At 39.4% G+C, this 23,373-nt stretch carries 19 protein-coding genes; 17 read left to right on the top strand and 2 right to left on the bottom strand.

What is annotated here, in order from left to right; genetic code table 11:
* The first annotated feature begins 5 nt into the window (after positions 1-5).
* The 6 genes from RT138_RS06490 (at position 6) to trxB (ending at position 6,441) form a co-directional block, all read left to right on the top strand.
* Positions 6-1,997, top strand: a complete 1,992-nt coding sequence (locus tag RT138_RS06490; protein WP_313190075.1) for a TonB-dependent receptor — start codon at positions 6-8, stop codon at positions 1,995-1,997.
* Between the two features lies 1 nt (position 1,998).
* Positions 1,999-2,376 carry a hypothetical protein gene (locus tag RT138_RS06485; protein WP_313190074.1) on the top strand — a complete coding sequence of 126 codons (378 nt, stop codon included), beginning with the start codon at positions 1,999-2,001 and terminating at the stop codon, positions 2,374-2,376.
* Between the two features lie 65 nt (positions 2,377-2,441).
* Complete coding sequence (locus tag RT138_RS06480; RefSeq protein ID WP_313190073.1) at positions 2,442-3,308, top strand: MbnP family protein; 867 nt, start codon at positions 2,442-2,444, stop codon at positions 3,306-3,308.
* 58 nt (positions 3,309-3,366) lie between these two features.
* Entirely contained in the window at positions 3,367-4,401 is a 1,035-nt protein-coding gene (locus RT138_RS06475) for a cytochrome c peroxidase (RefSeq protein ID WP_313190072.1), read from the top strand.
* A gap of 104 nt (positions 4,402-4,505) precedes the next feature.
* On the top strand, positions 4,506-5,453 hold the full coding sequence (locus RT138_RS06470; protein ID WP_313190071.1) for an exonuclease domain-containing protein: 948 nt from the start codon (positions 4,506-4,508) through the stop codon (positions 5,451-5,453).
* Positions 5,454-5,472: 19 nt separating this feature from the next.
* Positions 5,473-6,441, top strand: coding sequence for a thioredoxin-disulfide reductase (gene trxB / locus RT138_RS06465; RefSeq protein ID WP_313190168.1), 969 nt, complete (start codon positions 5,473-5,475; stop codon positions 6,439-6,441).
* 667 nt (positions 6,442-7,108) lie between these two features.
* Here the strand turns inward: trxB and RT138_RS06460 are convergent.
* Both RT138_RS06460 and RT138_RS06455 read right to left on the bottom strand, forming a co-directional pair.
* Complete coding sequence (locus RT138_RS06460) at positions 7,109-7,846, bottom strand: DUF3575 domain-containing protein (RefSeq protein ID WP_313190070.1); 738 nt, start codon at positions 7,844-7,846, stop codon at positions 7,109-7,111.
* 77 nt (positions 7,847-7,923) lie between these two features.
* On the bottom strand, positions 7,924-8,712 hold the full coding sequence (locus RT138_RS06455; protein WP_313190069.1) for a Cof-type HAD-IIB family hydrolase: 789 nt from the start codon (positions 8,710-8,712) through the stop codon (positions 7,924-7,926).
* Between the two features lie 144 nt (positions 8,713-8,856).
* Here RT138_RS06455 and RT138_RS06450 point away from each other — a divergent pair, with 144 nt between their 5' ends.
* The 11 genes from RT138_RS06450 to RT138_RS06400 all read left to right on the top strand — a co-directional run bounded on the left by RT138_RS06450 (position 8,857) and on the right by RT138_RS06400 (position 23,352).
* Positions 8,857-10,044, top strand: coding sequence for an SAM-dependent methyltransferase (locus RT138_RS06450; protein WP_313190068.1), 1,188 nt, complete (start codon positions 8,857-8,859; stop codon positions 10,042-10,044).
* Positions 10,045-10,222: 178 nt separating this feature from the next.
* On the top strand, positions 10,223-12,616 hold the full coding sequence (gene pheT / locus RT138_RS06445; RefSeq protein WP_313190067.1) for a phenylalanine--tRNA ligase subunit beta: 2,394 nt from the start codon (positions 10,223-10,225) through the stop codon (positions 12,614-12,616).
* A 27-nt stretch (positions 12,617-12,643) separates the two neighbouring features.
* Positions 12,644-12,952, top strand: a complete 309-nt coding sequence (locus RT138_RS06440; RefSeq protein ID WP_093095920.1) for a hypothetical protein — start codon at positions 12,644-12,646, stop codon at positions 12,950-12,952.
* Positions 12,953-13,001: 49 nt separating this feature from the next.
* A complete protein-coding gene (locus tag RT138_RS06435; RefSeq protein ID WP_185211888.1) occupies positions 13,002-13,292 on the top strand; it encodes a cell division protein ZapA in 291 nt (96 codons plus the stop codon).
* 271 nt (positions 13,293-13,563) lie between these two features.
* Positions 13,564-15,123: a ribonuclease Y gene (gene rny / locus RT138_RS06430; RefSeq protein ID WP_313190066.1), complete on the top strand. Its 1,560-nt coding sequence runs from the start codon at positions 13,564-13,566 to the stop codon at positions 15,121-15,123.
* A 136-nt stretch (positions 15,124-15,259) separates the two neighbouring features.
* Complete coding sequence (locus tag RT138_RS06425) at positions 15,260-15,949, top strand: response regulator transcription factor (RefSeq protein ID WP_313190065.1); 690 nt, start codon at positions 15,260-15,262, stop codon at positions 15,947-15,949.
* Entirely contained in the window at positions 15,946-17,280 is a 1,335-nt protein-coding gene (locus RT138_RS06420; protein ID WP_313190064.1) for a HAMP domain-containing sensor histidine kinase, read from the top strand. The genes RT138_RS06425 and RT138_RS06420 overlap by 4 nt, the downstream gene beginning before the upstream one ends.
* Before the next feature lie 49 nt (positions 17,281-17,329).
* Positions 17,330-18,601: a TolC family protein gene (locus RT138_RS06415; protein ID WP_313190063.1), complete on the top strand. Its 1,272-nt coding sequence runs from the start codon at positions 17,330-17,332 to the stop codon at positions 18,599-18,601.
* 2 nt (positions 18,602-18,603) lie between these two features.
* Positions 18,604-19,710, top strand: coding sequence for an efflux RND transporter periplasmic adaptor subunit (locus RT138_RS06410; protein ID WP_313190062.1), 1,107 nt, complete (start codon positions 18,604-18,606; stop codon positions 19,708-19,710).
* A gap of 2 nt (positions 19,711-19,712) precedes the next feature.
* Positions 19,713-22,817 carry a CusA/CzcA family heavy metal efflux RND transporter gene (locus RT138_RS06405; protein WP_313190061.1) on the top strand — a complete coding sequence of 1,035 codons (3,105 nt, stop codon included), beginning with the start codon at positions 19,713-19,715 and terminating at the stop codon, positions 22,815-22,817.
* Positions 22,818-22,827: 10 nt separating this feature from the next.
* Positions 22,828-23,352, top strand: a complete 525-nt coding sequence (locus tag RT138_RS06400) for a hypothetical protein (protein WP_313190060.1) — start codon at positions 22,828-22,830, stop codon at positions 23,350-23,352.
* Positions 23,353-23,373: the final 21 nt, after the last annotated feature.

The raw sequence follows: 23,373 nt of genomic DNA, 5'->3' as shown, positions 1-23,373 counted from the left end.
AAGCTATGCGTAATATCATTTCCATCCTTGTGCTTTTCCTTATTTCCCTACAATCACAAGCACAGGATACATTAAGGAATAAACAAGATACGGTTCAAAAGATCGAAGAGGTTAAAGTAAAAGGGATTCGGAAACGGAAGATTGAGACAGAAATGAAGATGGCTGTTTCAGTGGATGAATTTCTGGCCTCATCAGATAAGATCAGTTTTATCAAGAGGGGAGCCTATGCTTGGGAGCCTATGTTGAACAATATGAGCTCGGAACGATCGACCATTACCATTGATGGGATGCATATTTTTGGTGCCTGTACAGATAAAATGGATCCCATTACTTCTTATGTGGAGAGCAATAATCTGTCGACCATAGATATCAAATCTGGTCAAGAAGGGAGCATGCATGGAGCTACAGTTTCTGGAAGCATTGACCTGAAGCGAAAAAGTACGGCCTTTGATAGCATTGCCCATTATAAAGGCTCTTACCAAAGTGGCTTTGAGTTCAACAATAACCAGTTCTTTAACTTGGGCAATCTTTCCTATAGCAGTGATAAGTTTGTTGCAGATGCAAGTGTGGCCTATCGTAAAGCAGGAAATTACCTAGATGGGAATAAGGAGGAGGTGAAGCATTCGCAATACCGGAAGTTCAATAGTTCACTTGGTCTTGCCTATAAGACCAGTGATCTTTCATCCATCCGAGTCGATGCAATCTTTGACCAGGCCAATGATGTAGGCTATCCGGCTTTACCTATGGACCTATGGCTTTCAAGGGCAATCATTACTTCTGCTTCCTATAAACAATTGTTTGAGGAAGGTCTATTTAAAGTTTGGGATACCAAAGTCTATTTTAATGCCATCGAACATTATATGGACGATACCAAAAGACCGGAAAACCTTGTGCATATGGATATGCCGGGGTGGAGCAATACCTTTGGGCTGGTCTCGAGTGTGAACCTGAAAGAAGGTCGATACAGTTCAGACATCCAATTGAATGCCTATCAGAACCTATCGATTGCAGAAATGACGATGTATCCACAGGATCGAAGCAAGAAAACCATGTTCGCTTACAGTTGGCCTTGGGTAACCAGCCGATTTGCAAGTGTATCGATGAACAATTCCTATGATTTTACGGAAAATAGCAGGTTGAATTTTGGCGGATCACTGGGCTATAACTATAACCATTCCAAGTATGTGGAATTTAACTGGATTTTTCATCCCGGTACTCCACAGGAAAAGAGCAGGGTCCTTCCAGGCTTGCATGCCAGTTATGACTTGAGCGTAGACAGGTTTAATTTTTCTGTGGGAACAGGTTATGGACAGCGAGCGCCATCAGTATCAGAAGGTTATGGTTATTATATCTACAATAGTTTTGATCGCTACGATTATATCGGTAATCCAAATCTGAAAAATGAAATATCCTTTGAAGGAAATGCGAGTGCCGGTTTCAAGACAGAAAGAATGGGGATCGATGCAAAGGTTAACTATTTCTACATTCAAAACTATATAGTTGGGCGGATCTTAAGCTTAGGGAGCCCGATGAATTATCAATCTGTTGGGGTCAAAGGCTATACTTCATTAGATCATGCAAGGATATTCAATGTCAGTGTCAATGCAAATTATGATATCCTGCCACATCTACATTGGAAAGGGAATGTAACCTATGCCCGTGCGACTGATGAAAGAGGGGGAAACCTACCGTTTATCAGGCCATTGAGCTATCAGACTTCCTTACATTATATGTATAAGCAGTTTGGTATACAGACCTCCCTAAATGGCGATATGGAGCAGCGAAATTATAGCCCTGAGTATGGTGAAGACCTTACTGCGGCATATCAGGTATGGAATGTGTCGGCAGACTATAACCTGACCTTTGGGAAATATAAAGCCATGGTTCAGGTTGGAGCTGAAAACCTATTCAATGAATATTACAGCACTTATGCAGACTGGGGAAATATCCCAAGAATGGGAAGGAATATTTTTACGTCCATAAAATTAAGCTTCTAAGATGTTGGTTCGAGTAATAAGTGGAATATTGATGTTATTGTCTGTGCTGATCGGTTTTCAGCAGGCCATTATCGTTATGCACTTTAAGCTCAACCAAGAAAAGATTGAAAAGGCTTATTGTGAGAACAAAAATAAGCCTGAGATGCAATGTCATGGGCTTTGCCATTTGAAGAAACAATTGGAAGATCAGGAAAATTCAGAAACAGCGACGCTCAAAAATTACCCAAGGGTCGATATGCTCGTTGCCTCAGATTTCGAATTTATTTTGAGTAATTCTGATTCGGAATACAATGAAGTAATCACTGCTTATCAAGAAGTCTATTATAAGGAACCCTCCAGAGAGATTTTTATACCACCACCTATCTATTATCTATTTTAAGTTTATATAAGAGAAGTTAATGTTATAAAAATCAAATAATTAAAAATAAATAAGAAATTAATCTAATGAAAAATTCAATTAAATATATTGCTGCTTTACTTGCTGTTTCTTTGTTCGTGTCCTGTTCTAAGGATAGTGTTGATCCGGTTGCCAATAATATTACATTACACTTTGATAATACCTTTAAAGGAAAAAGTATCGTACTTGGCGATGCTAATAGCAGTACCGCAAGCAAAAACACGTCAGCTGCCGGACAGGTACATCAGTTTTCTGAAATTAAGTATGTAATCAGTAACATTCGTTTGATCAAAGCAGAAGGTACGGAAATCCCATATAACATTAATGATCTGGATAAAGGGGCTACAGTTATCAATCAAGCTAAAGCAACGTCTTTAGATTTTGTGTTGAGCAATATTCCTTCAGGTGAATACAAACAGATCAAATTTGGTCTAGGTGTAAAACAGGAATTGAATACTTTGGACGAAACGAAGTTCCCTAACTTTTATAAAGCGGCAGGTGCCAATGACACCGAAATGATGTGGGAGTGGGGTTCAGGCTATCGTTTTACTAAACTTGAAGGTTTTTATGGCGCAGATAATAAAAAGATGTCTATCCATACCGGAAGTACAGTTGAAGGTAAGGAAGGTGCCTATACCCAAGGGGTAGATGCCTATAGAGAAATTTCCTTGAATCTGACTTCAGTAGCTACTGTAGGACGTACCTCTCCTAAAATCACCATCAATGCTGATTTCGATAAATTATTAAGTGGAAAAACCAATACCATTACCTTGTCTACAGGTACTGGAATGGGTGACAACGCTACGCCGAATATCCATACTGCTGTGCAGATGGTGAAATTCGTAGATAATTTAGGTGGAAATGGAAGCAGCGACCTTTCAGGTATGTTCTCCATTAGCAAAGTAGAAAATTAATACATTAGAGCCTTTCTTATTCGAGAGTAAGGAAGGCTCTTTCTTTTATTTTTTCAATATGAGAAAGATAAAATGGTCAGTCGTTCTATTCTTTGTGCTTGGATTTTTGAGTTCCTGTCAAGACAGGGAGGAAATTGATGAGATTCCATTTGACAATCCTGAAATACCTTTGGAGATCCCTGTGGATTTTCCTACGATGAATGCCTCGGTCCAGGGGAATAAGCCTACAAAATATGGTGTAGAACTTGGGAAGATGCTCTTCAATGAAAAAAGGTTCAGTGGAAATAATACGATTTCCTGTGCTTCCTGCCATCAGCCTGAAAAGGCATTTGCAGATGAGAATCCTAAATCTATTGGGGTATACAATCGAGTCGGGTTAAGAAATACGCCTGCTATCCAAAACATGGCCTTTATGGGGCATTATAATTGGGATGGTAATATCCTTCAACTAGAGAAACAGCCTTTGGTGCCTATCATTACCCATGAAGAGATGAATTCATCGATCATGGAAGTCATTGCTAAACTTCGGGATGATCCTACCTATAAAGAGATGTTCAGGAAGGCATTTGGAGATGAACAAATTACTGCTGACCGAATTTATAGAAGCATTGTTCAATTTGAATATACATTGATCAGTGCGGATAGTAAATACGATAGGGTGGTCCATCAAGGCAAGGAGCGATTTTCCGAGTCGGAGGAAAAAGGGTTAAGAGTGTTTGAGGCGAAATGTAAAAGTTGCCATGGAACAGGGCTGTTTACCGATCAGAGCTTTCGTAATATTGGTTTCCCGATAAACCCGGATACAGAAGAGGCGGGAAGGGCAAGAGTAACGGGTGATCCAAAAGATTGGATGAGCTATCGGGTCCCTTCGTTAAGAAATATTGAATTTACTGCGCCTTATGGAAGCTTTGGACAATTTAAGACGTTAAAAGACGTATTAGATTATATGGATCAAGGTGTGCTGTATGCAGAGAATCTAGACCCTATCTTTAAGGCAAATGGGAATAGGTTACCTATGAATGAAGAGGAGAAAGCTGACATCATCGCTTTCCTGAAAACATTGAGCGATCATTCTTTTGTAGCTCAAAAATAATTGATTTTACATTCAAAACACTTATTGTTGGTTTAAATGGTCTATTGTGAGCAATAGATTTTGTATTTTTGTCATATTTGCAAGAGCATAACATTAAATAGAAAATGGAGTTAAACTTAAAGCGCCCGTTGGCATTTTTTGATTTGGAAACTACGGGTGTCCAAGTGTCAAGTGATAGAATTGTAGAGCTTTCCATATTGAAGGTCAGTCCAGGTGGAAAAGAAGAGACCTTGACGATGAAGGTGAACCCTGAGATGCCGATTCCGGCTGAGTCTTCTATGTTTCATGGGATTTATGATGCGGATGTGAAGGATCTGCCGAATTTTCAAGCGAGAGCCAAAGAGATCGCAAATTTTATCGGAGATGCGGATTTAGCAGGATACAATTCAAACAAGTTTGATGTCCCAATGTTAATGGAAGAGTTTTTACGTGCAGGGGTTGACTTCTCCTTGGAAGGAAGGTCCTTTGTAGATGTACAGAACATCTTTCATCAGATGGAGCAGAGAACGCTAAAGGCAGCCTATAAGTTCTATTGCAATGAGAGTCTAGACAATGCCCATACTGCTGAGGCCGATGTAAGAGCAACCTATGAAGTCTTGAAAGCGCAGTTGTCTAAATATGAAAATGTAGAATATGAGGATAAGCATGGGGTTGTTTCTGTACCTGTAGTCAATGACGTTGAAGCCTTGCATTCTTTTACCAACCTGAGCAAACCGGTGGATTTTGCCGGACGTTTGGTCTATGATGCGGATGGCGATGCAACCATTAACTTTGGAAAACACAAAGGGAAGAAAGTTGTTGATGTTTTTGATGTTGAACCGAGCTATTATGCTTGGATGCAAAATGGAGATTTCCCATTGTATACCAAGAAGGTATTGGAAGGGATTTGGAACGAGCATAAAAACAAGAAAAGAGAGGCAAGGGTAAACAATCCGGTCCAAGCAACAAGTACTCCAAGTAAGGATTTCAAAAAGCCGGAAAGGAAACCAGAGCCTAGTAAACCCATTACCAATGATATGTTAAAGGGTTTGCAAGATAAATTTAAAAAATAAAGAACCATTCAATATTATGATGAATAAAGAACAAGAGATTGAACGTATTTCCTGTTTAATTATAGGATCAGGACCTGCTGGATACACTGCTGCCATTTACGCTGCACGTGCTGATTTAAAACCTGTTATTTATACGGGTATGGTTCCAGGGGGACAATTGACCCAAACTACAGAAGTTGATAATTTTCCTGGTTACCCACAAGGAATCACTGGTCCGGTAATGATGGAGGATTTACGTGCTCAAGCGGAGCGTTTTGGAACAGATGTACGTTTTGGATATGCTACGAAGGTTGATTTTTCAACTGATGGTGGCATCCATAAGGTAGAGATTGATGGGGTTAAGACCGTTGAGGCTGAAACCGTTATAATCGCTACGGGTGCAACTGCTAAATGGTTAGGACTGGATTCAGAAGAAAAATATAATGGATTTGGTGTTTCGGCTTGTGCAGTATGTGATGGGTTTTTCTACAAGGGGCAAGATGTTGCCATTGTAGGAGCTGGTGATACAGCCGCTGAAGAAGCAACTTACTTAGCTAAGCTTTGTAAAAAGGTTTATATGTTGGTTCGTCGTGATGAATTCCGTGCTTCTAAAGCTATGGTTCATCGTGTGAACAATACTCCGAACATTGAAGTTCTTTATAATACGGAAGCAGTAGAGATTTTAGGAGACGGCCAAGTGGTGACCGGTGTCCGTGTGATCAATAACGAAAGCAAAAATCTTCAAGACCTAGAGGTTACAGGTTTCTTTGTAGCTATCGGTCATAAGCCAAATACAGAGTTGTTCAAAGGCATCTTAGATATGGATGAAACTGGTTATTTGATAACCAAAGCCGATAGTACGGCAACCAATATCCCTGGTGTTTTTGCTTGTGGAGATGTTCAAGACCATGTTTTCCGTCAAGCGATCACAGCTGCTGGAACTGGATGTATGTCTGCTTTAGAAGCGGAACGCTATTTAATGGCTAAGGAAGACGTGGTGCTTTCTTAATATAAACATTAGACAAAAGACAAGAGACAACAGATCTTTTTTTACGCCGATTATAAGGGAGTCAATTAGATTTTTTTAATTGGTATTTAGAAATTATAATGAAGAGCCTTTCTAATTTTTAGATAGGCTCTTTTTGATGTTTGAACCAGGATTGGGTTCGGCTCCGCTCACCCACCGAGGATAAGAGGATAGACCAAGATTTGGGGAAAGAACCAGGATTGGGTTCGGCTCCGCTCACCCACCGAGGATGAGAGGATAGACCAAGATTATGATCAACATGTCGCTGGAAAGTCCCCAATATAGTAGGGGCGAATTGCATACGCCCGCAACATACAGACCTAAAATAATATCAATTCTGATTAAATCTTGACACAGGAAGAGTCTCGGAAAAACACAAAAATCCACATTGAAATTATGGAAGTTTGCATTGGCGTACAGTTCCTGTACCTTCGGTACAGCATGACAGGTCCTTTTGGAGGAAAATCATACAGATTCTTCACTATTTGTCCAGAATCAGAGTTATAAAAAAGCGGAATTCTTATTTATATTTAGAATTCCGCTTTTGACTTTCTAAGAACTTAATGGCTATACGCCATAATTTCTATAAATACCCTATTTAGGGATGGACATGAGTCTATTGTCTTGTGTTTATCTTTTGCTGTCTATCTTAAAATCTATATCCGATAGAGATACCGGCGCGAATACCTGCCCATGGGCTTTTTGCTTTTAGGGTTGCGCCTTGAGCATCTACGGTGGTTTCAATATCTACAATATCATTCTGTAAGTTTTCAAGTTCTTCTCTTAGGTATTGCTGCTCTTGAGGGGAAAGGTCCATTTTTCCTGATATGGTTCCGCTAGCGCCCCCATAATGTGGTCCAAGGATTCGAAGATCCATGAATACTGATTTTGCAAGTTTAAATTGGGACCCAATGACGAAACCGAAGCCCCATGTTCCGATTCCACCTTTTAGAGGAACTGTTTCTGTGGTACCTTGGTCAGTTTCATAAGGATAATTGGTCGTGATGTTGTACTTTCCATATTTGAAAAAAGGACCTACATAAAATCCTCTTCCAGCATTTCCATTTTTTTTGCTGGTATAGAATCTGAATTCTGGAGAGAATGTAAAATGATCTAATGTAGCATCATTTGTAAAGTTTTCATCTTCGATCAAATCCTCAATAGTACTTTTGAAAGGAAGGGATGATTTACCTCTAAATCCAATACTTGCATTAACACTCATTTTGGGTGCTACCATGCGTTCGTATTCGAAAGCAAAGGTTTTACCAACCAATGGTAACAGATTGAATTTTACGGTATTCTGTTGTGCTACAGAAATGGATGGGATTATGCACAGGACGATGGTTATGGACAGAAGCGTGAGTCCAAGGAGATTTTTATTTTTCATTGTGAGTTAACATTTGGTTTTGATTTTCCAAATATATTTAACTACGATGAAAACCGCAATACCTAGAATTTGGTATATTATAAAACTGAAAAATATTTTAGCGCATTCCAGATTCCATCATTATCTACGTCATCTGTAACATAGTCAGCAATTTCTTTTACTTCTGGATTTGCATTCCCCATTGCAATTCCTAGCTGAACATGTTTAAGCATGCTGATGTCGTTTCCACCATCACCGAAGGCCATGGTGTTTTCCAATGGAATGCCAAAATGCTTGCAGAATATGTCAATCCCAACCTTTTTACTTAAGCCTTTGGGGTTCACATCGGCAAATAGAGGAGTCCATCTCGAAGCAAGAGAATTCGGCATAACGGTTTCCATAAACTGCTTTTCTTCTTCAGGCCCTAAAAAGATATTAGTCTGTAAAATGCTATGTACATCAACCTTTTCCATGTCGACCAATTTTGGGACTGGTAAGTTAAGGTGGGCATACATGCCGGCTATTTCTGGAGTTACATCATGAATGGTAATCTCTTGTTCAGACATAAAGGAGAAACTAAGGGGTTTTTCCTTTGCATACTCAATTACGGACTGTATATCCTGACTGGCAATGGTCTGCTTGAATAATACTTCAAAATCGTGGGTAAGGCAATAACCGCCATTAAAGGTGATATATCCATCGAAATCCAAAAATTTGATATGATCAATACTGTTTATGGATCTACCCGTTGAAAGAATGGTTTTGATGCCATGGGTCTGAAGTAACCTGATCGCTTCAACGGTTGATTCAGGTACCTTGTGGGTCTTGAAACTCAATAATGTTCCATCAATATCAAAAAATACGGCTTTAATTTTAGGATTTAGCATGCACAAAGGTACGTTAAATGTGCCAATAAGCCTAAGATATGGAGGTTGATTTATCAGCTTGGGAAACCTTTAAACATTGATTTGACCTTCCAGGCCGAATTAGTTTGTGGGCAATGATTATCTTTGTCCTGAAATAATAATGATATGACTGTATTCAAGGATTTTTTAGGTGAGCTGGAAGGGATGCTTTTAAGAAAAGAACTGCAAAAAATTTCTTTAGGTAATTACCGAGGTGAAGAGGCTAATCTAAAAAATATCTATATAAAGCCTGTGTTAATAAAACAGGACTTAATGCTTTCATTTGTTTATCGTTATCAAACGAAAGATATCACTAAGAATTATTCCATTGAAGATTCTGTAATAGAGCTGGAAAAGCTGGTGGACTTTAGGGGATTCAGGCAGGTGAATGTTCAGAGCATCAGTGAAAATCTGGTTTTTCAGATGAACAAAAAAGGAGAATGGCGTCTGCAAAAAGAAAAAGTAGAGCGGAGAAAGGAGCAGTCCCTGTCCCATGATAAAATTAAGGACCGAAAAATTACAGATTCCAGTAAGGCCTATTTGCATCAGTTAAACCTTACTGATGCCGAAGGAAAGGTTTTCAAGAATGCCCAGGATAAATGGAAGCAGATCAATCATTATATCGAATTATTGAGTTCGTCACTTTCGGATCTTCCTTCCAAGGAAAAACTTAAAGTGCTGGATATGGGCGCAGGAAAGGGTTATCTGACCTTCGCACTTTATGATTACCTAAAAAATAGCCTTGGGATACAGGTGGAAGTAGTGGGGATAGAATACAGGAAGGATTTGGTTGATTTCTGTAATCAGGTTGCACAAGAGTCTGGTTTTGAAACCCTGAGTTTTGAGGAAGGAAGCATTGAAGAATATCAATCTGCTGAAGCAATAGATGTGCTGATCGCCTTGCATGCCTGTGATACCGCTACGGATGATGCCATATACAAAGGCATCCAAAATGATGCTGAACTGATTGTGGTGGCTCCTTGTTGCCATAAACAGGTGCGTTGGGAATTGGAGGCAGTGAAAGCTAAGAATGACCTGGATTTCATGACCCAATATGGTATATTTTTAGAACGTCATGCAGAGATGCTAACGGATAGCATTCGGGCCTTGATCTTAGAGTATTATGGTTATGAAATGCGAGTCATACAGTTTATTTCTGATCAGCATACGCCTAAAAATGTTATGTTGGTCGGTTCTAAGCGAAAGATTGATCCTAAGAAGCAGGATGAAATCTTAAAAAAGATCAAAAGTCTGAAAGCTTATTTTGGAATCAATTACCAGCACTTGGAGCGTTTGTGTGGCCTTGATAAATAAGGTTTTACATGAGATTAATTAATATATTTATTTAGATAGTAGACAGGCTTTTTATATGTCGAATATGAAACAGCAGACCTGTTGTTGATTTGGAATAAGGTAATTCCCGATAATAGTCCAAAAAACCTGTGCATTTAGGTCACAAAGTTCTATCTTTGTGTCTTGAAAAATTGTAGCGATGAGAATTTCTTATAATTGGTTAAAGAATTTTATTGATATAGATAAAACCCCACAGGAGCTTTCCTTAATCTTGACAGATATTGGTTTAGAAGTAGAGTCCTTGGAGGTTGAGCAGAGTATTCCTGGAGGATTGGAAGGGTTGGTAGTTGGAGAAGTGATTACTTGTGAGCAACATCCTAACGCTGATAAACTAAAAGTAACAACAGTAAACGTAGGTAAACCTGAGTTGTTGAATATCGTGTGCGGTGCACCGAATGTACGCAGCGGTTTAAAAGTTATAGTTGCACAGGTTGGCACAACCTGTCACCCTACATCGGATGACCCTTTTAAAATTACCAAGTCGAAAATTCGTGGTGAAGCATCAGAAGGGATGTTATGTGGCGAGGATGAAATTGGTTTGGGTACTTCCCATGCAGGTATTGTAGAGCTTGATTCTGACGCAGAAATAGGCAGTTTGGTGAAATCATACTTCAAGATGGAGGATGATTATTGCTATGAAATCGGTTTGACACCAAACCGTGCAGATGCGGCTTCCCATTTGGGTGTGGCAAGAGATTTAGCGGCTTATTTCAGGTCGAATGTAAAATCTCTGGATTTAAGTTCGTTTCAAGAGCTGTCAACAACTGGAACTTCGGTAAAGGTTGATATTGTAGAAGATGCCCCTCGGTATTCTGGAATTAACATCAAGAATATCAAAGTTGGAGAGTCTCCGGAATGGTTAAGAAATAAATTAAGTGCAATTGGTGTTCGTTCGATCAACAATATCGTCGATGTAACCAATTATATCCTTCATGATTTAGGACAACCATTACATGCATTTGACCAGGACAAGATTTCTGGAAATCAGGTAATTGTTAGGAAAGCGAAAGAAGGTGAATTGTTCAAGACTTTGGATGGCGTAGAGCGTAAGCTGTCATCAGAGGATTTAGTGATTGCAGATGCTGAGAAACCGATGTGTATTGCAGGGGTTTTCGGAGGTGAATATTCCGGTGTTACGGAAGGAACAACTTCGATTTTCCTTGAGTCGGCTTATTTTAACCCAGTAACGGTTAGGAAAACATCGAAAAGACACGCGCTGAAAACCGATTCATCATTCCGTTTCGAGCGTGGAACCAATCCGGATATTACTGTAGAGGCTTTGAAAAAAGCAGCTATCCTGATTGCTGAAGTTGCCGGTGGGGAAGTGTCATCCAGTATTGTTGACCTGTACCCGAATCCTATAAAACCATTTGAGTTTCCGGTAAGCTATCAAAATATTCAACGTGTCATCGGAAAAGACATTCCTGCAGAAACGATTAGAGAGATCATTGTGAGTTTAGGCATTGAACTTGAAAATGAGACTGCTGAGGGATTTGATGTCAAAGTGCCTGCATATAAAGTAGATGTCATCCGTGAGATTGATGTGGTTGAGGAAGTATTACGTATCTATGGATACAACAATATTGAACTAAAGACGCAGATCAAAGCATCCTTAAATACCTCGGAGAAACCAGATAAGGAAGTTGTGCTGAACCAGATTGCAGATCTATTGATCGCGAATGGGTATAGGGAGATCTTGGCGAATTCATTGACCAAAGATGATTACCTGGAAAATGAGGAGACCGCTGTGAAGCTGTTAAATCCATTGAGTAGCGATTTGGACGTGATGCGTCAGAACCTGTTGTTCTCAGCTTTGATTGCCATTGGGTACAATCAAAAACGCAAGAATGCAGACCTGAAGATCTTTGAATACGGAAGATCCTATAATTTAGTGGAAGGTAATTACGTAGAAAAGCAATTGTTCTCTATCGCTATTTCAGGTAAGAAAGAATCGGAGCAATGGAATAATAATGCCAAAGGTGTAAGTTTCTATGATATCAAAGCGGTTGTAGACGATATCGTAAAAAGACTGAAAGTAGAAGGTATCCGCGTTGAGGATTATGTTGGGACGTACTTTGACTATGGATTGAGCTATAGAAAAGGAGAGAAGGTCTTGGTTTCCTTTGGGGCGGTTTCAAAAGCTAACCTGAAGAAAACAGATGTTGATGGACCGGTATTCTTTGCGCAATTTGATTGGGACTTGATGATTAAAGTGATCAAGAAAAATAAAATCACTTACAAGGAAGTTTCAAAATTCCCATCAGTAAGACGTGATTTAGCGTTGTTGCTGGATGATCAGGTGACCTTTGAGCAATTGCGTTTAATTGCCACAAAGACAGAGAGAAAGTTGTTGAAGGATGTTCAGATTTTTGATGTCTATAAGGGAGATAAATTGCCGGAAGGTAAGAAGTCCTATGCCTTGAGTTTTACGCTTCAGGACGAAGAAAAAACACTTACAGACAAACAAATTGATGCAATTATTCAAAAATTAATTATTAACTTTGAGAAAGAAGTAGGCGCATCAGTGCGCTAAAAATTTATACATTAATTGCGAAATACTATGGCGTCATTATCTTCCCAAATGAATATTATCGTTGAGAAAACGAAAAATCTTATTCAATTGTGTGAAGCCTTGCAAGAGGAGAATGACTTGTTAAAGTTAGAAGTTCAATCATTGCAAGTTGCATTTGATACGAGTTCGGATAAAGTTAAGCAGCTGGAAGACAAGGTAAAAGCCTTGGCGGTTGCCAAAACATTAGACAATTCGGAGATCGATAAAGACGCTATAAATGAAAAAGTACTTGACACAAAACGAAAAATTAACGATTTTGTGCGAGAAATAGACAAATGTATAAGTCTATTGAAGTAGGAAAAGGGAGTAGGAGAATAGACTTATTACGTTATTAAGCTCAAAGAAAATGGGAGAGATTTCCATAAAAATAAATATAGCAGACCGAGTATATCCTTTACGTGTTGAGACGGAGGAGGAAGAGGTGATTAGATATGCCGCGAAGCTAATAAACGAGAAAATTAAAGAACTGCAGGATAACTATGCGGTTCGTGATAAGCAAGACTTGTTGTCGATGTGTGTATTGCAATATGCCACGGGGATGATCAAGGCTGAGCGGAATAGTCAGAACCAGGATTCTGGTCTGGAGCATTCCATTCATGAACTGGACAATATTCTGACGGATTTCTTCAAAAAATAAAACGTTTACGTTCTTAGAATTTAGAGCTTGTAACGACGAATTTGCCGCAATTAAATTCGGGTTGTCACTATTTTAAACTTAACGCTTCAATATCACGAGCAATTTTAAAGATGTAGGCCATTTTGCGAAAGCCATCTAGGTCATGATCATACGCTCAAATCATGTGTAATCGAAGTTTAATAATACATGGTACCTGATTTATTTAATTGCGGTTTTTTTTTTGGAAAATAAATGCTATTACATTAACATATTAAATTATAAATAATAACAAATGGAGTTATCAACTACTATATCAATAATAATTTCACTGGTTGTCGGTGTTTTTATTGGACGATATCTTTTGCAGATGTTGTTCAAAAAGCAGGAGCAATCAGCGAATGATAAGGCTGCCCAAATAGTAAGGGATGCAGAGCAACAAGCAGATCATATAAAAAAGCAGCGTCAGCTAGAAGCAAAAGAGAAGTTTTTGCAATTGAAGGCTGAGCATGAAAAAGAAGTCAACCAAAAGAATAATACCATCTCTCAAAAAGAGAATACCATTCGTCAGAAAGAACAGTCATTAAATCAAAAATTGGAGAATCTAAATCGTGAAAAACAGGATTTGGATAACAAAGCCAAGAAATTGGATCAAATGATTGAGTTCAATGACAAGAAAAAGGAAGAGGTAGAACAGTTAAAAGGCCAACATATCAAGCAATTGGAGAGTATGGCTGGTCTGTCTGCTGAGGAAGCTAAGGAACAGTTAGTAAATTCATTGCGTGAAGAAGCTCGTTCTCAAGCGATCATGCAGATCAAGGATATCGTTGATGAAGCGAAATTAACAGCATCGAAAGAGGCCAAGAAAGTAGTTATCCAAACTATCCAACGTACGGCTACTGAATCTGCCATTGAAAACACGGTATCTATCTTTAACATTGAAAATGATGAGATCAAAGGTCGTATCATTGGACGTGAAGGTCGTAATATTAGAGCACTTGAGGCTGCGACTGGTGTAGAGATTATCGTGGATGACACGCCAGAAGCGATTATCCTTTCAGGCTTTGATCCTGTTCGTCGTGAGATTGCCCGTTTATCTTTACATAGATTGGTTACGGATGGTCGTATCCACCCGGCACGTATCGAGGAGGTAGTAGCAAAGACCCGTACGCAGATTGAAGATGAGATTGTTGAAATCGGTGAACGTACCGTCATTGATTTAGGTATTCATGGTCTACACCCTGAACTGATCAGGATGGTGGGAAGAATGAGATACCGTTCTTCATATGGTCAAAACCTATTACAGCACTCACGTGAGGTTGCGAATTTTGCGGCTACGATGGCGGCTGAATTGGGACTAAATGTGAAACATGCGAAACGAGCTGGATTGCTGCACGATATTGGGAAGGTGCCCGATGATAACCCGGAATTGCCTCACGCGATCTTGGGGATGCAATTGGCAGAGAAATATAAGGAACATCCGGATGTATGCAATGCGATCGGTGCTCACCACGACGAGATCGAGATGACCTCAATGATATCTCCAATCGTTCAGGCATGTGATGCGATTTCAGGTGCCCGTCCTGGTGCTAGACGTGAGGTCGTAGAAAGCTACATCAAACGTTTGAAGGAACTAGAAGACCTAGCGTTGTCATATCCAGGTGTGGAGAAAACATTTGCTATCCAAGCAGGACGTGAATTGCGTGTTGTAGTTGAAAGCGAGAAAGTTTCTGATGCACAAGCTGAGATCTTGGCAGCAGATATTTCAAACCGTATCCAGACGGAAATGACTTATCCAGGTCAGATCAAAGTAACAGTAATTAGAGAGACCAGATCGGTTTCTTATGCAAAATAAAATTCATTTAGAATCTATGGAAAGCCCATCATTTGATGGGCTTTTTATTTTTCCCTTGTATTAGAATTTGATTAGAATTCAATAAAATAGCATTAAGGTACGGGCTAAATGGCTAAATTTGAAATAATTAAAAGAAATGCAAGTATTAGTTGTAGAAGATGATCATCGGATAAGTTCCTTCTTAATTAAAGGTTTAGAGGAAAATGGTTTTTTGGTTACCCTTTGTAAGACGGCGGAGGATGCCTTGATGGAAGAGAACCTTAAAATTGATTGGGATGTCATTGTTTTGGACATAATGTTGCCTGGAATCGATGGGGTGCAGTTATTACAGACCTTACGCTATAAACAGGTTTATGCCCCTGTATTAATGCTTAGTGCCTTAAACAGTATTCAAGACAAGGTGACTTCCTTGGATTATGGTGCTGATGATTATTTGACCAAGCCTTTCCATTTTGAGGAACTGCTGTCGCGTATCAATGCCCTGAGCAGGAGAAAGCAATACCATAATCAGGAAAAGCCGAAGAGTCCGATTTTGGAATTTGATGAGCTGCAGATCGACACGGATCAGTATAAAGTCTTTTTAAAGGGCGAATTGGTAGACCTTTCGCCAAGGGAATTTAAATTGTTGATGTACCTAATCGAAAACCGAAATAAGACGGTCAGCCGAATGCAAATATTAAATGCAGTTTGGGGCATTACTTTTAACAATCACAGCAATGTAGTGGATGTATATATATCCTATTTGAGAAATAAAGTTGAAAGCCAAGATCAGAAGTTCATCCAAACCGTAAAAGGGATTGGATATATGTTTAAATATGATTCATGAAGTTAAAGCATAGGTTAGCCTTATATTCAATCTGTATCTTTAGCGTTGTTACGCTGTTGATTTCAGTAGTTATTTATTTTGCCTATTACGTGCAGATGGAAAAATCTGAGCAACATGCTTTAGAAAGTAAATCATTATTGGCAGCCATCTATTATCTGGAACGCGATGAGTTGAGCAGCCTGGATCATGAAAATATCCAAAAGCAATTGCAGAAGACTATTTCCAGAAGAGATATAGTTGTATTTGATAGTCTTGATAAAAGAAAGGCTGGAGACATGTCCGTAATTTCTGATATTTCGAAGGAATTTATAACGCAGGTCAGGACGGATAAAAACTCATTCTTTAACACAGAACATTTCTTTTATAACGGTATTTTCTATAATGATAACGAAGGGGATTTTGTCATTGTAACCCGAGAATCCAAAGAGGACTTCAATAAGCAGATGCAGTCTTTATTCCATATCTTGATTATTGCATTTTTTGTGGGATTGAGTATAATTTACTTCTTTTCAAGGTTCCTGGGCTATATTGCTTACCAGCCAATCGTCGATGTAATCAAACAGATCAAAGACCGAGATAGCAAGAACTTTGAAAAACCTATCCAATTGGAAAGATCCTATTCGGAAATACAGGATTTGGTGAACACCTATAACCTGTTTGTAGATCGTATCTCGCAAACCTTCAATGTTCAGAAAAATTTCATTGATTATGTTTCCCATGAGCTCAGGACTCCGATAACCGCGCTATTGGGCACCTTGGAGGTAACCAACCAAAGAGAGCGGACAAATGCGGAATATGAAGATGTAATCCAGCAACTCAAGCAATATACCACTGATCTGGAAGAGACATTGGAAAACATGATGTTGCTGTCTGGTGCAAAAACAAGCTTTGAGTTCTCAAGATTGAGAATTGATGAGATTGTTTGGCAGGTCATTGAAAATGCGGTTCTCTATTACCAAGCTGATATTGAGGTGAAAATTGAAGTTGAGGATGCTAACTTAATGGAATGGGAGGGGAATGAGAAGCTCTTGGCCTTAGCTTTCAATAATATCATTGAGAATGCGATAAAGTATTCAAACAATAAGAAAGTAACTGTGATACTTCATGAAGACCTGGGTAGGTTGGAGCTTTTAGTGGTAGACCAAGGGATCGGCATCTCTCAGGAGGACCTCAATAAGGTAAAGGAAAACTTTTACCGCGGGGAAAACACTAATAAATTTTCGGGTAAGGGAATCGGTCTCTCTATGGCCAACATTATTTTTGTACTGCACAAAGTTGAAATGAAACTACAAAGTGAAGGGATGGGAACACAGGTCTCCCTCAAATTCTAATCAAATTCTAATCTAATTTAAAACTCACCTTAATCTGCAAGCTATAGGTTTGCAGAAAATATTAATGGTGAAGAAATTCTATCTAATTTTTGTACTAAGCTGCCTTGCTGTTATTCTGCAAGCCCAGACCTATTCCCTAAAGGATTTAGAATCCCAGTTTCTGAAAAACAATTTGCAGTTAATCGCGAATAAGTTTCATATTGATAGGTCTGAAGCATTAATCGTTCAGGAGAAGTTATGGGCCAACCCAAATCTTACCGTTGACAACCTTAACCTTTGGGCTAACCGCTCTTTTGAAACCATGCCCAATATCATTGGTAATTTCGGAAGTAAACAGCAGCTCAACATGGAATTAGAACAGCTGATCGAGACAGCTGGAAAGAGAAAGAAACGAGTGGCCATTAAAACATTGGAGAAGACTTCTGCCCAGCTGGAGTTTGAGGAGATCCTGAGGCAGTTAAAGCTCGATTTAAGAACCAATTTTTATAGCCTTCAAAGAATTCAATTGGAAGAAAATCAATTGCAATCCATTTTGGAATTGTTCTCCAAATTGAATGAGCAATATAAGACGCAAGCTGAGAAACAGCATGTATCCCAAGTTAGTTTTTTACGGGTCCATACCGAGTTAATCGGTATCCAGAAGGAGCTTTTGGATATAAAGAGCCAAAAAAATGAGATCATTCAGCAATTAAGAACCCTTACTCAATTGCCAGATCTGAAAGCAGAACAATTATCCTTTGATCGATTTCAGGTTGGCGAGAAGACTTTATTCCCGACCGAGCTGAAGGAGAAAGCAAATTCCCAAAATATTTATTTGCGCTCGATGGCCAATGAAATTCAGCTTTCTGAAGGTCAGTTGAGATTGGAGAAAGCACAGAGAACCCCAAACTTAAACCTGTTGATGAATTATGAGCGTGGAGGTAATGTGATGAGTAATTTCATTGGTATTGGGTTAAACATTGAACTACCCATCTTCAACAGAAATAAGGGAAATATCCAAGCTGCAAAAATCCAAGTTGAGCAAGGTCAAGCGCAGTTTCAAGCTAGGCAAATAGAAATAGGAAATGAGATTGATAAGCTGTTGAATAAGCTGTCTTTATTTCGGGAGAACCTCACAAACTGGAAGGATACGAATACTGAAGCCCAACACAGGGTACTAGAGAATTATATCAAATATCTTCAGGAACAACAGGTGACCCTCATCGAGTTCATTGATTTCTCCCAAGCTTTTCGTGAAGCTCAGCAAGCCTATTTGGAATTACAGGAAAGATATTTAATCACATTTGAACAACTACAGTATGTGGTTGGCCAGGAACTATAATAATGAAAAATATTAAAAGTTTACCCTTAGGTTTAATTACCCTGATTGCATGTTGCACTGGCTGTGGAAGCAGCCAGCAGCAACAAATTGACGTACAGGATAGCACAAAAGGGTTTTGTATCAGCGTTCAATTAAAAAAGACTACTGAAATTATTACGGTCAAGGAAAGCCCCATTGTAGAGCAATTGACCTTATCGGGAAAGATTGAATATAATGAGAATGATCTGGTAACCTTTCGAAGTTTGTTGCTTGGGGTAGTCGATCGAGTTGATTTTGAGTTAGGTGACCAAGTTAAAAAGGGTCAGGTCCTGGCTACCATCAAATCAACGGAAATCCAAAGTCTGTTTCAACAGAAGAATGCGCAGCAAAACCAGATCAATCTACTAGCGAAGCTTTTGGTTACCAAGAAAGACCTGTTGAAAGATGGGATGATTTCAGAACCAGAAATGCTGCAAGTGGAGCATGAACTGGAAAGTGCCAAGATTGAATTGAAACGCATCAATCAATCTTTGCAGCTTTATCACGCTGTAGGCGAGGGGACATTCCAGATTTTAGCACCTAAAAATGGTTATATCATCCAAAAAGATATCAGCCAAGGGCAAATCATTACTCAGGAAAGCAATCCCTTGTTTTCTATTTCGAACCTGAAGGAAGTTTGGGTGATGTTGAACGTCTATGCAAGTAACCTTAGGTTTATCAAAACTGGAGACCAGGTTAAGGTGAGGACCATTGCCTATCCAGATCAAGTCTATACCGGGAAAATTGATAAAATATACAACGTATTTGATGCCAATGAGCATGTAATGAAGGCACGGGTGGTATTGGAGAACCAAAACCTTAACCTGATGCCCGGCTTGAGCGCAGACATCATTATCGATAAAGTAAAATCAGAAGAAACAGCATTAGCCATTCCTAATAAGTCGCTTGTATTCAGTAACAATGAAAATTTCATGGTTGTTTACAAGGGAGATTGCCAATTGGAAGCAAAGAAGCTAGAAATTATTTCGAGCAATGAAGAGGTGACCTATGTAAGCAATAAATTGGGAGCGGACGAAAAGGTTATTGGTAGCAATGCACTATTGATTTTTGAACAGATTAAGGGCTTGTAAGGATGAAGAAATTTGTTCAAAATATAGTAACCTTTTCATTAAGGAATACCACTTTTATTTTATTTGCCACCTTTGCCCTTTTGTTTGCGGGTATTTATGCGCTCAAACATACAGCGATTGAGGCCTTTCCTGATGTTACCAATACGAGGGCGAGGATTATCATCCAATGGCCAGGTCGAAGTGCAGAGGAGGTGGAGAAGCTGGTCACTTTGCCGATTTCCAAGGAGATGAACAGTATTCCCAAGAAGTCAAATATCCGTTCGATTTCTTTATTCGGTCTGTCTGTGGTAACAGTACAGTTCGAAGATGGGGTAGATGACTTTTATGCTCAGCAATATGTTTCTAATAAATTAGCGGGAATAGACCTTCCAGAAGGAACGGAAATAGAGGTAGAACCACCTTCGGGAGCTACAGGAGAAATCTTTAGGTACATTATTAAGAGCGATCTGCCAATCAAGGAAATATCAGCTATCCAAGATTGGGTAATTGAAAGGGAGCTTCTTGGCGTACCTGGAGTGGCCAATGTGATCAGTTTCGGAGGAGAGGAAAAGATCTATGAAATCAAGATCAATCCGACCGAACTAAAAAATTTCAGTCTGACACCGCTTGATGTTTATGAAGCGGTATCAAAATCCAATATCAATGTGGGCGGGGATGTAATCCAACAAGGAGATCAAGCCTATGTGGTGCGTGGTGTCGGGTTGTTGGACAAGATTGAAGATATAGGAAATATAACAGTCAAATTAAATGGCTCTACGCCTGTTTTGATTAAAAACGTTGCAGAGGTTGTAGTTTCCAATAAACCAAGGTTGGGTCGCGTAGGATACAATGAGCAGGAAGATGTGGTGGAGGGGATTGTGGTCATGTTGAGAGGGGAGAACCCTTCCGAGGTTATTGGATTGCTTAAGGAGAAGATCGAAGAATTAAATACTAGGACATTACCGGATAATGTCAAGATCGAGACGGCTGTTGACCGCACGAAATTGGTGGACAGCACGGTCAAGACCGTTTCAAAAAACATTGTTGAAGGTGTTTTACTGGTATCCCTGATTGTATTTATCTTCCTATATAATTGGAAATCCACCTTTATTGTGGCTTCTGTTATTCCGCTTTCATTCTTATTTGCCATAATAATGCTGAAGATCCAGGGGTTACCAGCGAATCTGATTTCAATGGGCTCTTTGGATTTCGGTTTACTCTTGGAGGGAACACTGGTTATCGTAGAAACAGTTTTTGTTGCTTTAGCGACGCTATCCCATAAGGTAGGTCCGGAGCGGTTTGCAAAGATGTCCAAGATGGGAGTAATCAAGAAAAGTGCAGGCAGTGTGGCTTCGTATATTTTCTTCGCATTGATGATTCTGATCGTTGCGTTATTGCCTATATTCTCTTTCCAGAAGGTAGAGGGGAAGATGTTTACCCCATTGGCATTTACTTTAGGCTATGCGTTGTTAGGTTCCTTGATATTAAGTTTGACTTATGTTCCTGCCATGTGCAAGTTGCTTTTCACCAAAGGCATTGAAGAGAAAGAAAACTTTGTGACCAGATTCTTTCATAGATCTATCTATGGACTTTATAGTTATGCCCTGAAATTCAAAAAAATAACCCTCGTTGTTTTTGTTGGCATTCTAGCATTATGTTCGATAAAGTTCATGAATTATGGTTCTGAGTTCCTTCCTCAATTAAATGAGGGTGCCATCTATATCCGGGCGACTTTGCCCAATAGCATTAATCTGGATGAATCCAGCCGGTTGACCAAGGAAATGAAACAATTGATGGTAGAAACCTGTCCGGAGATAGATTTTATCTTAACCCAAACTGGAAGACCCAATGATGGAACTGATCCCACGGGCTTCTTTAATATTGAGTTTAATGTCCAATTGACTGAACAAAACACTTGGAAACGAGGACTGGACAAGGATGAGATCATCGAGGAACTGAGAGAGAAATTGAATCAATACCCTGGTATTAATTTTGGATTTAGCCAACCCATTCAAGATAACGTTGAGGAATATGTGGCAGGGGTTAAGAGTTCTTTGGTTATTAAGATCTTCGGTGATGATCTGTATAAGTTAGAAGATTATGCAAATCAGGTATCAAATGCGATCGGTAAGGTTCGAGGGATTACAGATATCAACGTTTATAAGAATATAGGATTGCCAGAATTAAGGATTCAGCTTCATGATTCTAAAATGGCCAAGTATGGCATCTTTACCAAGGATGTACAAGCCGTTATCGCGATGACCATTGGCGGACAGGCGGCAACCAAATTTTATGAAAAAGACCGACAGTTTGATGTTGTTCTCCGATTCAATAAGGAATATAGGGATACACCTGAAAAAATAGGTAATATCCTAATACCGACAAGCACCGGTGAGAACATCCCGTTGCAAGAGATCGCTAGCATTGGGTATGTGACAGGACCTGCCTTTATCTATCGTGAGGGCAATAGCAGATACATTGGTATTGGTTTTAGCATATCGGGAAGGGATTTAGGGAGTACCATTGAGGAGGCAAAAGAGGTCGTAGCCAGTTCCATAAAACTTCCTAAGGAGAACTATATGGAATGGGCCGGTGAATTTGAAAGCAAGGAACGGGCAACCAAACAATTGATGACGGTTATTCCTATTTCCTTGGTGCTGATCCTTATATTGCTGTACAGTAATTTTGGAAATATGAAAGATACCGCCATTGCCGCTATTACCATTCCATTTGCTTTTATTGGCGGCTTCCTGTCTTTATGGATCACAGGCACCATCTTTGGGATTTCCGCTGGTATCGGATTAATTATTCTCTTCGGTGTAAATACCATCAATGGAATCATCCTGATCGCTGTGATGAAGGAGTACCTGAAAAAGAAACCGTTGAAAGAAGCTATCGACCAAGGAGTGAAAAGTAGGATCAGATCGATTGTGATGATTGCCTTGATGGGCTCGATGGGATTGCTACCTGCTGCGCTTTCCAGTGGGATGGGGTCTGAAATACAGAAGCCCTTAGCCATTATGATTGTAGGTGGGCTGTTGATCTGTTTGATTCTTTCCTTTGCCGTATTACCGGTAGTGTTTTATTATGCGTATAGAAAGGATAAAATGTTAGCGAAGAATAGTTAACTTTGCAGGCATGAAGAAAAAGGCTAATGAAACCAATAAAAAGGTAGAATTTTCCAGACCTGTAGAGAAACATTTTTACGAATTGGATCAAACATATGGAACGGGAAACTTTGCCTTATATGCCATATTTATTTTTTTGGCCTTCTTTGGAATCATGGGATTGATATGGATGATCCCTTTTCCTCAATTAGACTTTTTGGTTAAGATGAATGCCCATACGTTCTTGAACTGGGGGTCATTTTTTATAGCTATTGTCATTTACTGTTATTTGAAATTGGCACCGACCCTTTCTTATGCCGTGCTATTCACGATTGGGATCATGAGTTATTTCATCGTCCAACTGGAATATGTTGAGCGAGATGGCGGACCAACGGTCATCTTAGTGTGCAGTATTATTGCAATAATTGGATTGCTGGGATTGTTCTTAAGCAGCAATAAGGTAAAAAAAGGAAATGCTTCCTTCTTGAATCTATTGACGATAGGACCCATTTGGATGTGGTCAAAGGTATTCGATAGGTTGAAGTGGAAATATTAATCTATTTGACTTAGATCATTA

The organism is Sphingobacterium sp. (genome assembly GCF_032065005.1).
Lineage (GTDB): Bacteria > Bacteroidota > Bacteroidia > Sphingobacteriales > Sphingobacteriaceae > Sphingobacterium.
The sequence above is the reverse complement of the archived record's forward strand: the minus strand, read 5'-3'. Positions and strand labels throughout refer to the sequence as shown.

Coding starts and splice junctions, on each gene's coding strand:
- RT138_RS06450 (WP_313190068.1), top strand. CDS start 8,857: ATGACTGTATTCAAGGATTTTTTAGGTGAGCTGGAAGGGATGCTTTTA.
- RT138_RS06460 (WP_313190070.1), bottom strand. CDS start 7,846: ATGAAAAATAAAAATCTCCTTGGACTCACGCTTCTGTCCATAACCATC.
- RT138_RS06410 (WP_313190062.1), top strand. CDS start 18,604: ATGAAAAATATTAAAAGTTTACCCTTAGGTTTAATTACCCTGATTGCA.
- RT138_RS06425 (WP_313190065.1), top strand. CDS start 15,260: ATGCAAGTATTAGTTGTAGAAGATGATCATCGGATAAGTTCCTTCTTA.
- rny (WP_313190066.1), top strand. CDS start 13,564: ATGGAGTTATCAACTACTATATCAATAATAATTTCACTGGTTGTCGGT.
- RT138_RS06490 (WP_313190075.1), top strand. CDS start 6: ATGCGTAATATCATTTCCATCCTTGTGCTTTTCCTTATTTCCCTACAA.
- RT138_RS06455 (WP_313190069.1), bottom strand. CDS start 8,712: ATGCTAAATCCTAAAATTAAAGCCGTATTTTTTGATATTGATGGAACA.
- RT138_RS06480 (WP_313190073.1), top strand. CDS start 2,442: ATGAAAAATTCAATTAAATATATTGCTGCTTTACTTGCTGTTTCTTTG.
- RT138_RS06475 (WP_313190072.1), top strand. CDS start 3,367: ATGAGAAAGATAAAATGGTCAGTCGTTCTATTCTTTGTGCTTGGATTT.
- pheT (WP_313190067.1), top strand. CDS start 10,223: ATGAGAATTTCTTATAATTGGTTAAAGAATTTTATTGATATAGATAAA.
- RT138_RS06470 (WP_313190071.1), top strand. CDS start 4,506: ATGGAGTTAAACTTAAAGCGCCCGTTGGCATTTTTTGATTTGGAAACT.
- RT138_RS06485 (WP_313190074.1), top strand. CDS start 1,999: ATGTTGGTTCGAGTAATAAGTGGAATATTGATGTTATTGTCTGTGCTG.
- RT138_RS06440 (WP_093095920.1), top strand. CDS start 12,644: ATGGCGTCATTATCTTCCCAAATGAATATTATCGTTGAGAAAACGAAA.
- RT138_RS06405 (WP_313190061.1), top strand. CDS start 19,713: ATGAAGAAATTTGTTCAAAATATAGTAACCTTTTCATTAAGGAATACC.
- RT138_RS06435 (WP_185211888.1), top strand. CDS start 13,002: ATGGGAGAGATTTCCATAAAAATAAATATAGCAGACCGAGTATATCCT.
- trxB (WP_313190168.1), top strand. CDS start 5,473: ATGAATAAAGAACAAGAGATTGAACGTATTTCCTGTTTAATTATAGGA.
- RT138_RS06400 (WP_313190060.1), top strand. CDS start 22,828: ATGAAGAAAAAGGCTAATGAAACCAATAAAAAGGTAGAATTTTCCAGA.
- RT138_RS06420 (WP_313190064.1), top strand. CDS start 15,946: ATGAAGTTAAAGCATAGGTTAGCCTTATATTCAATCTGTATCTTTAGC.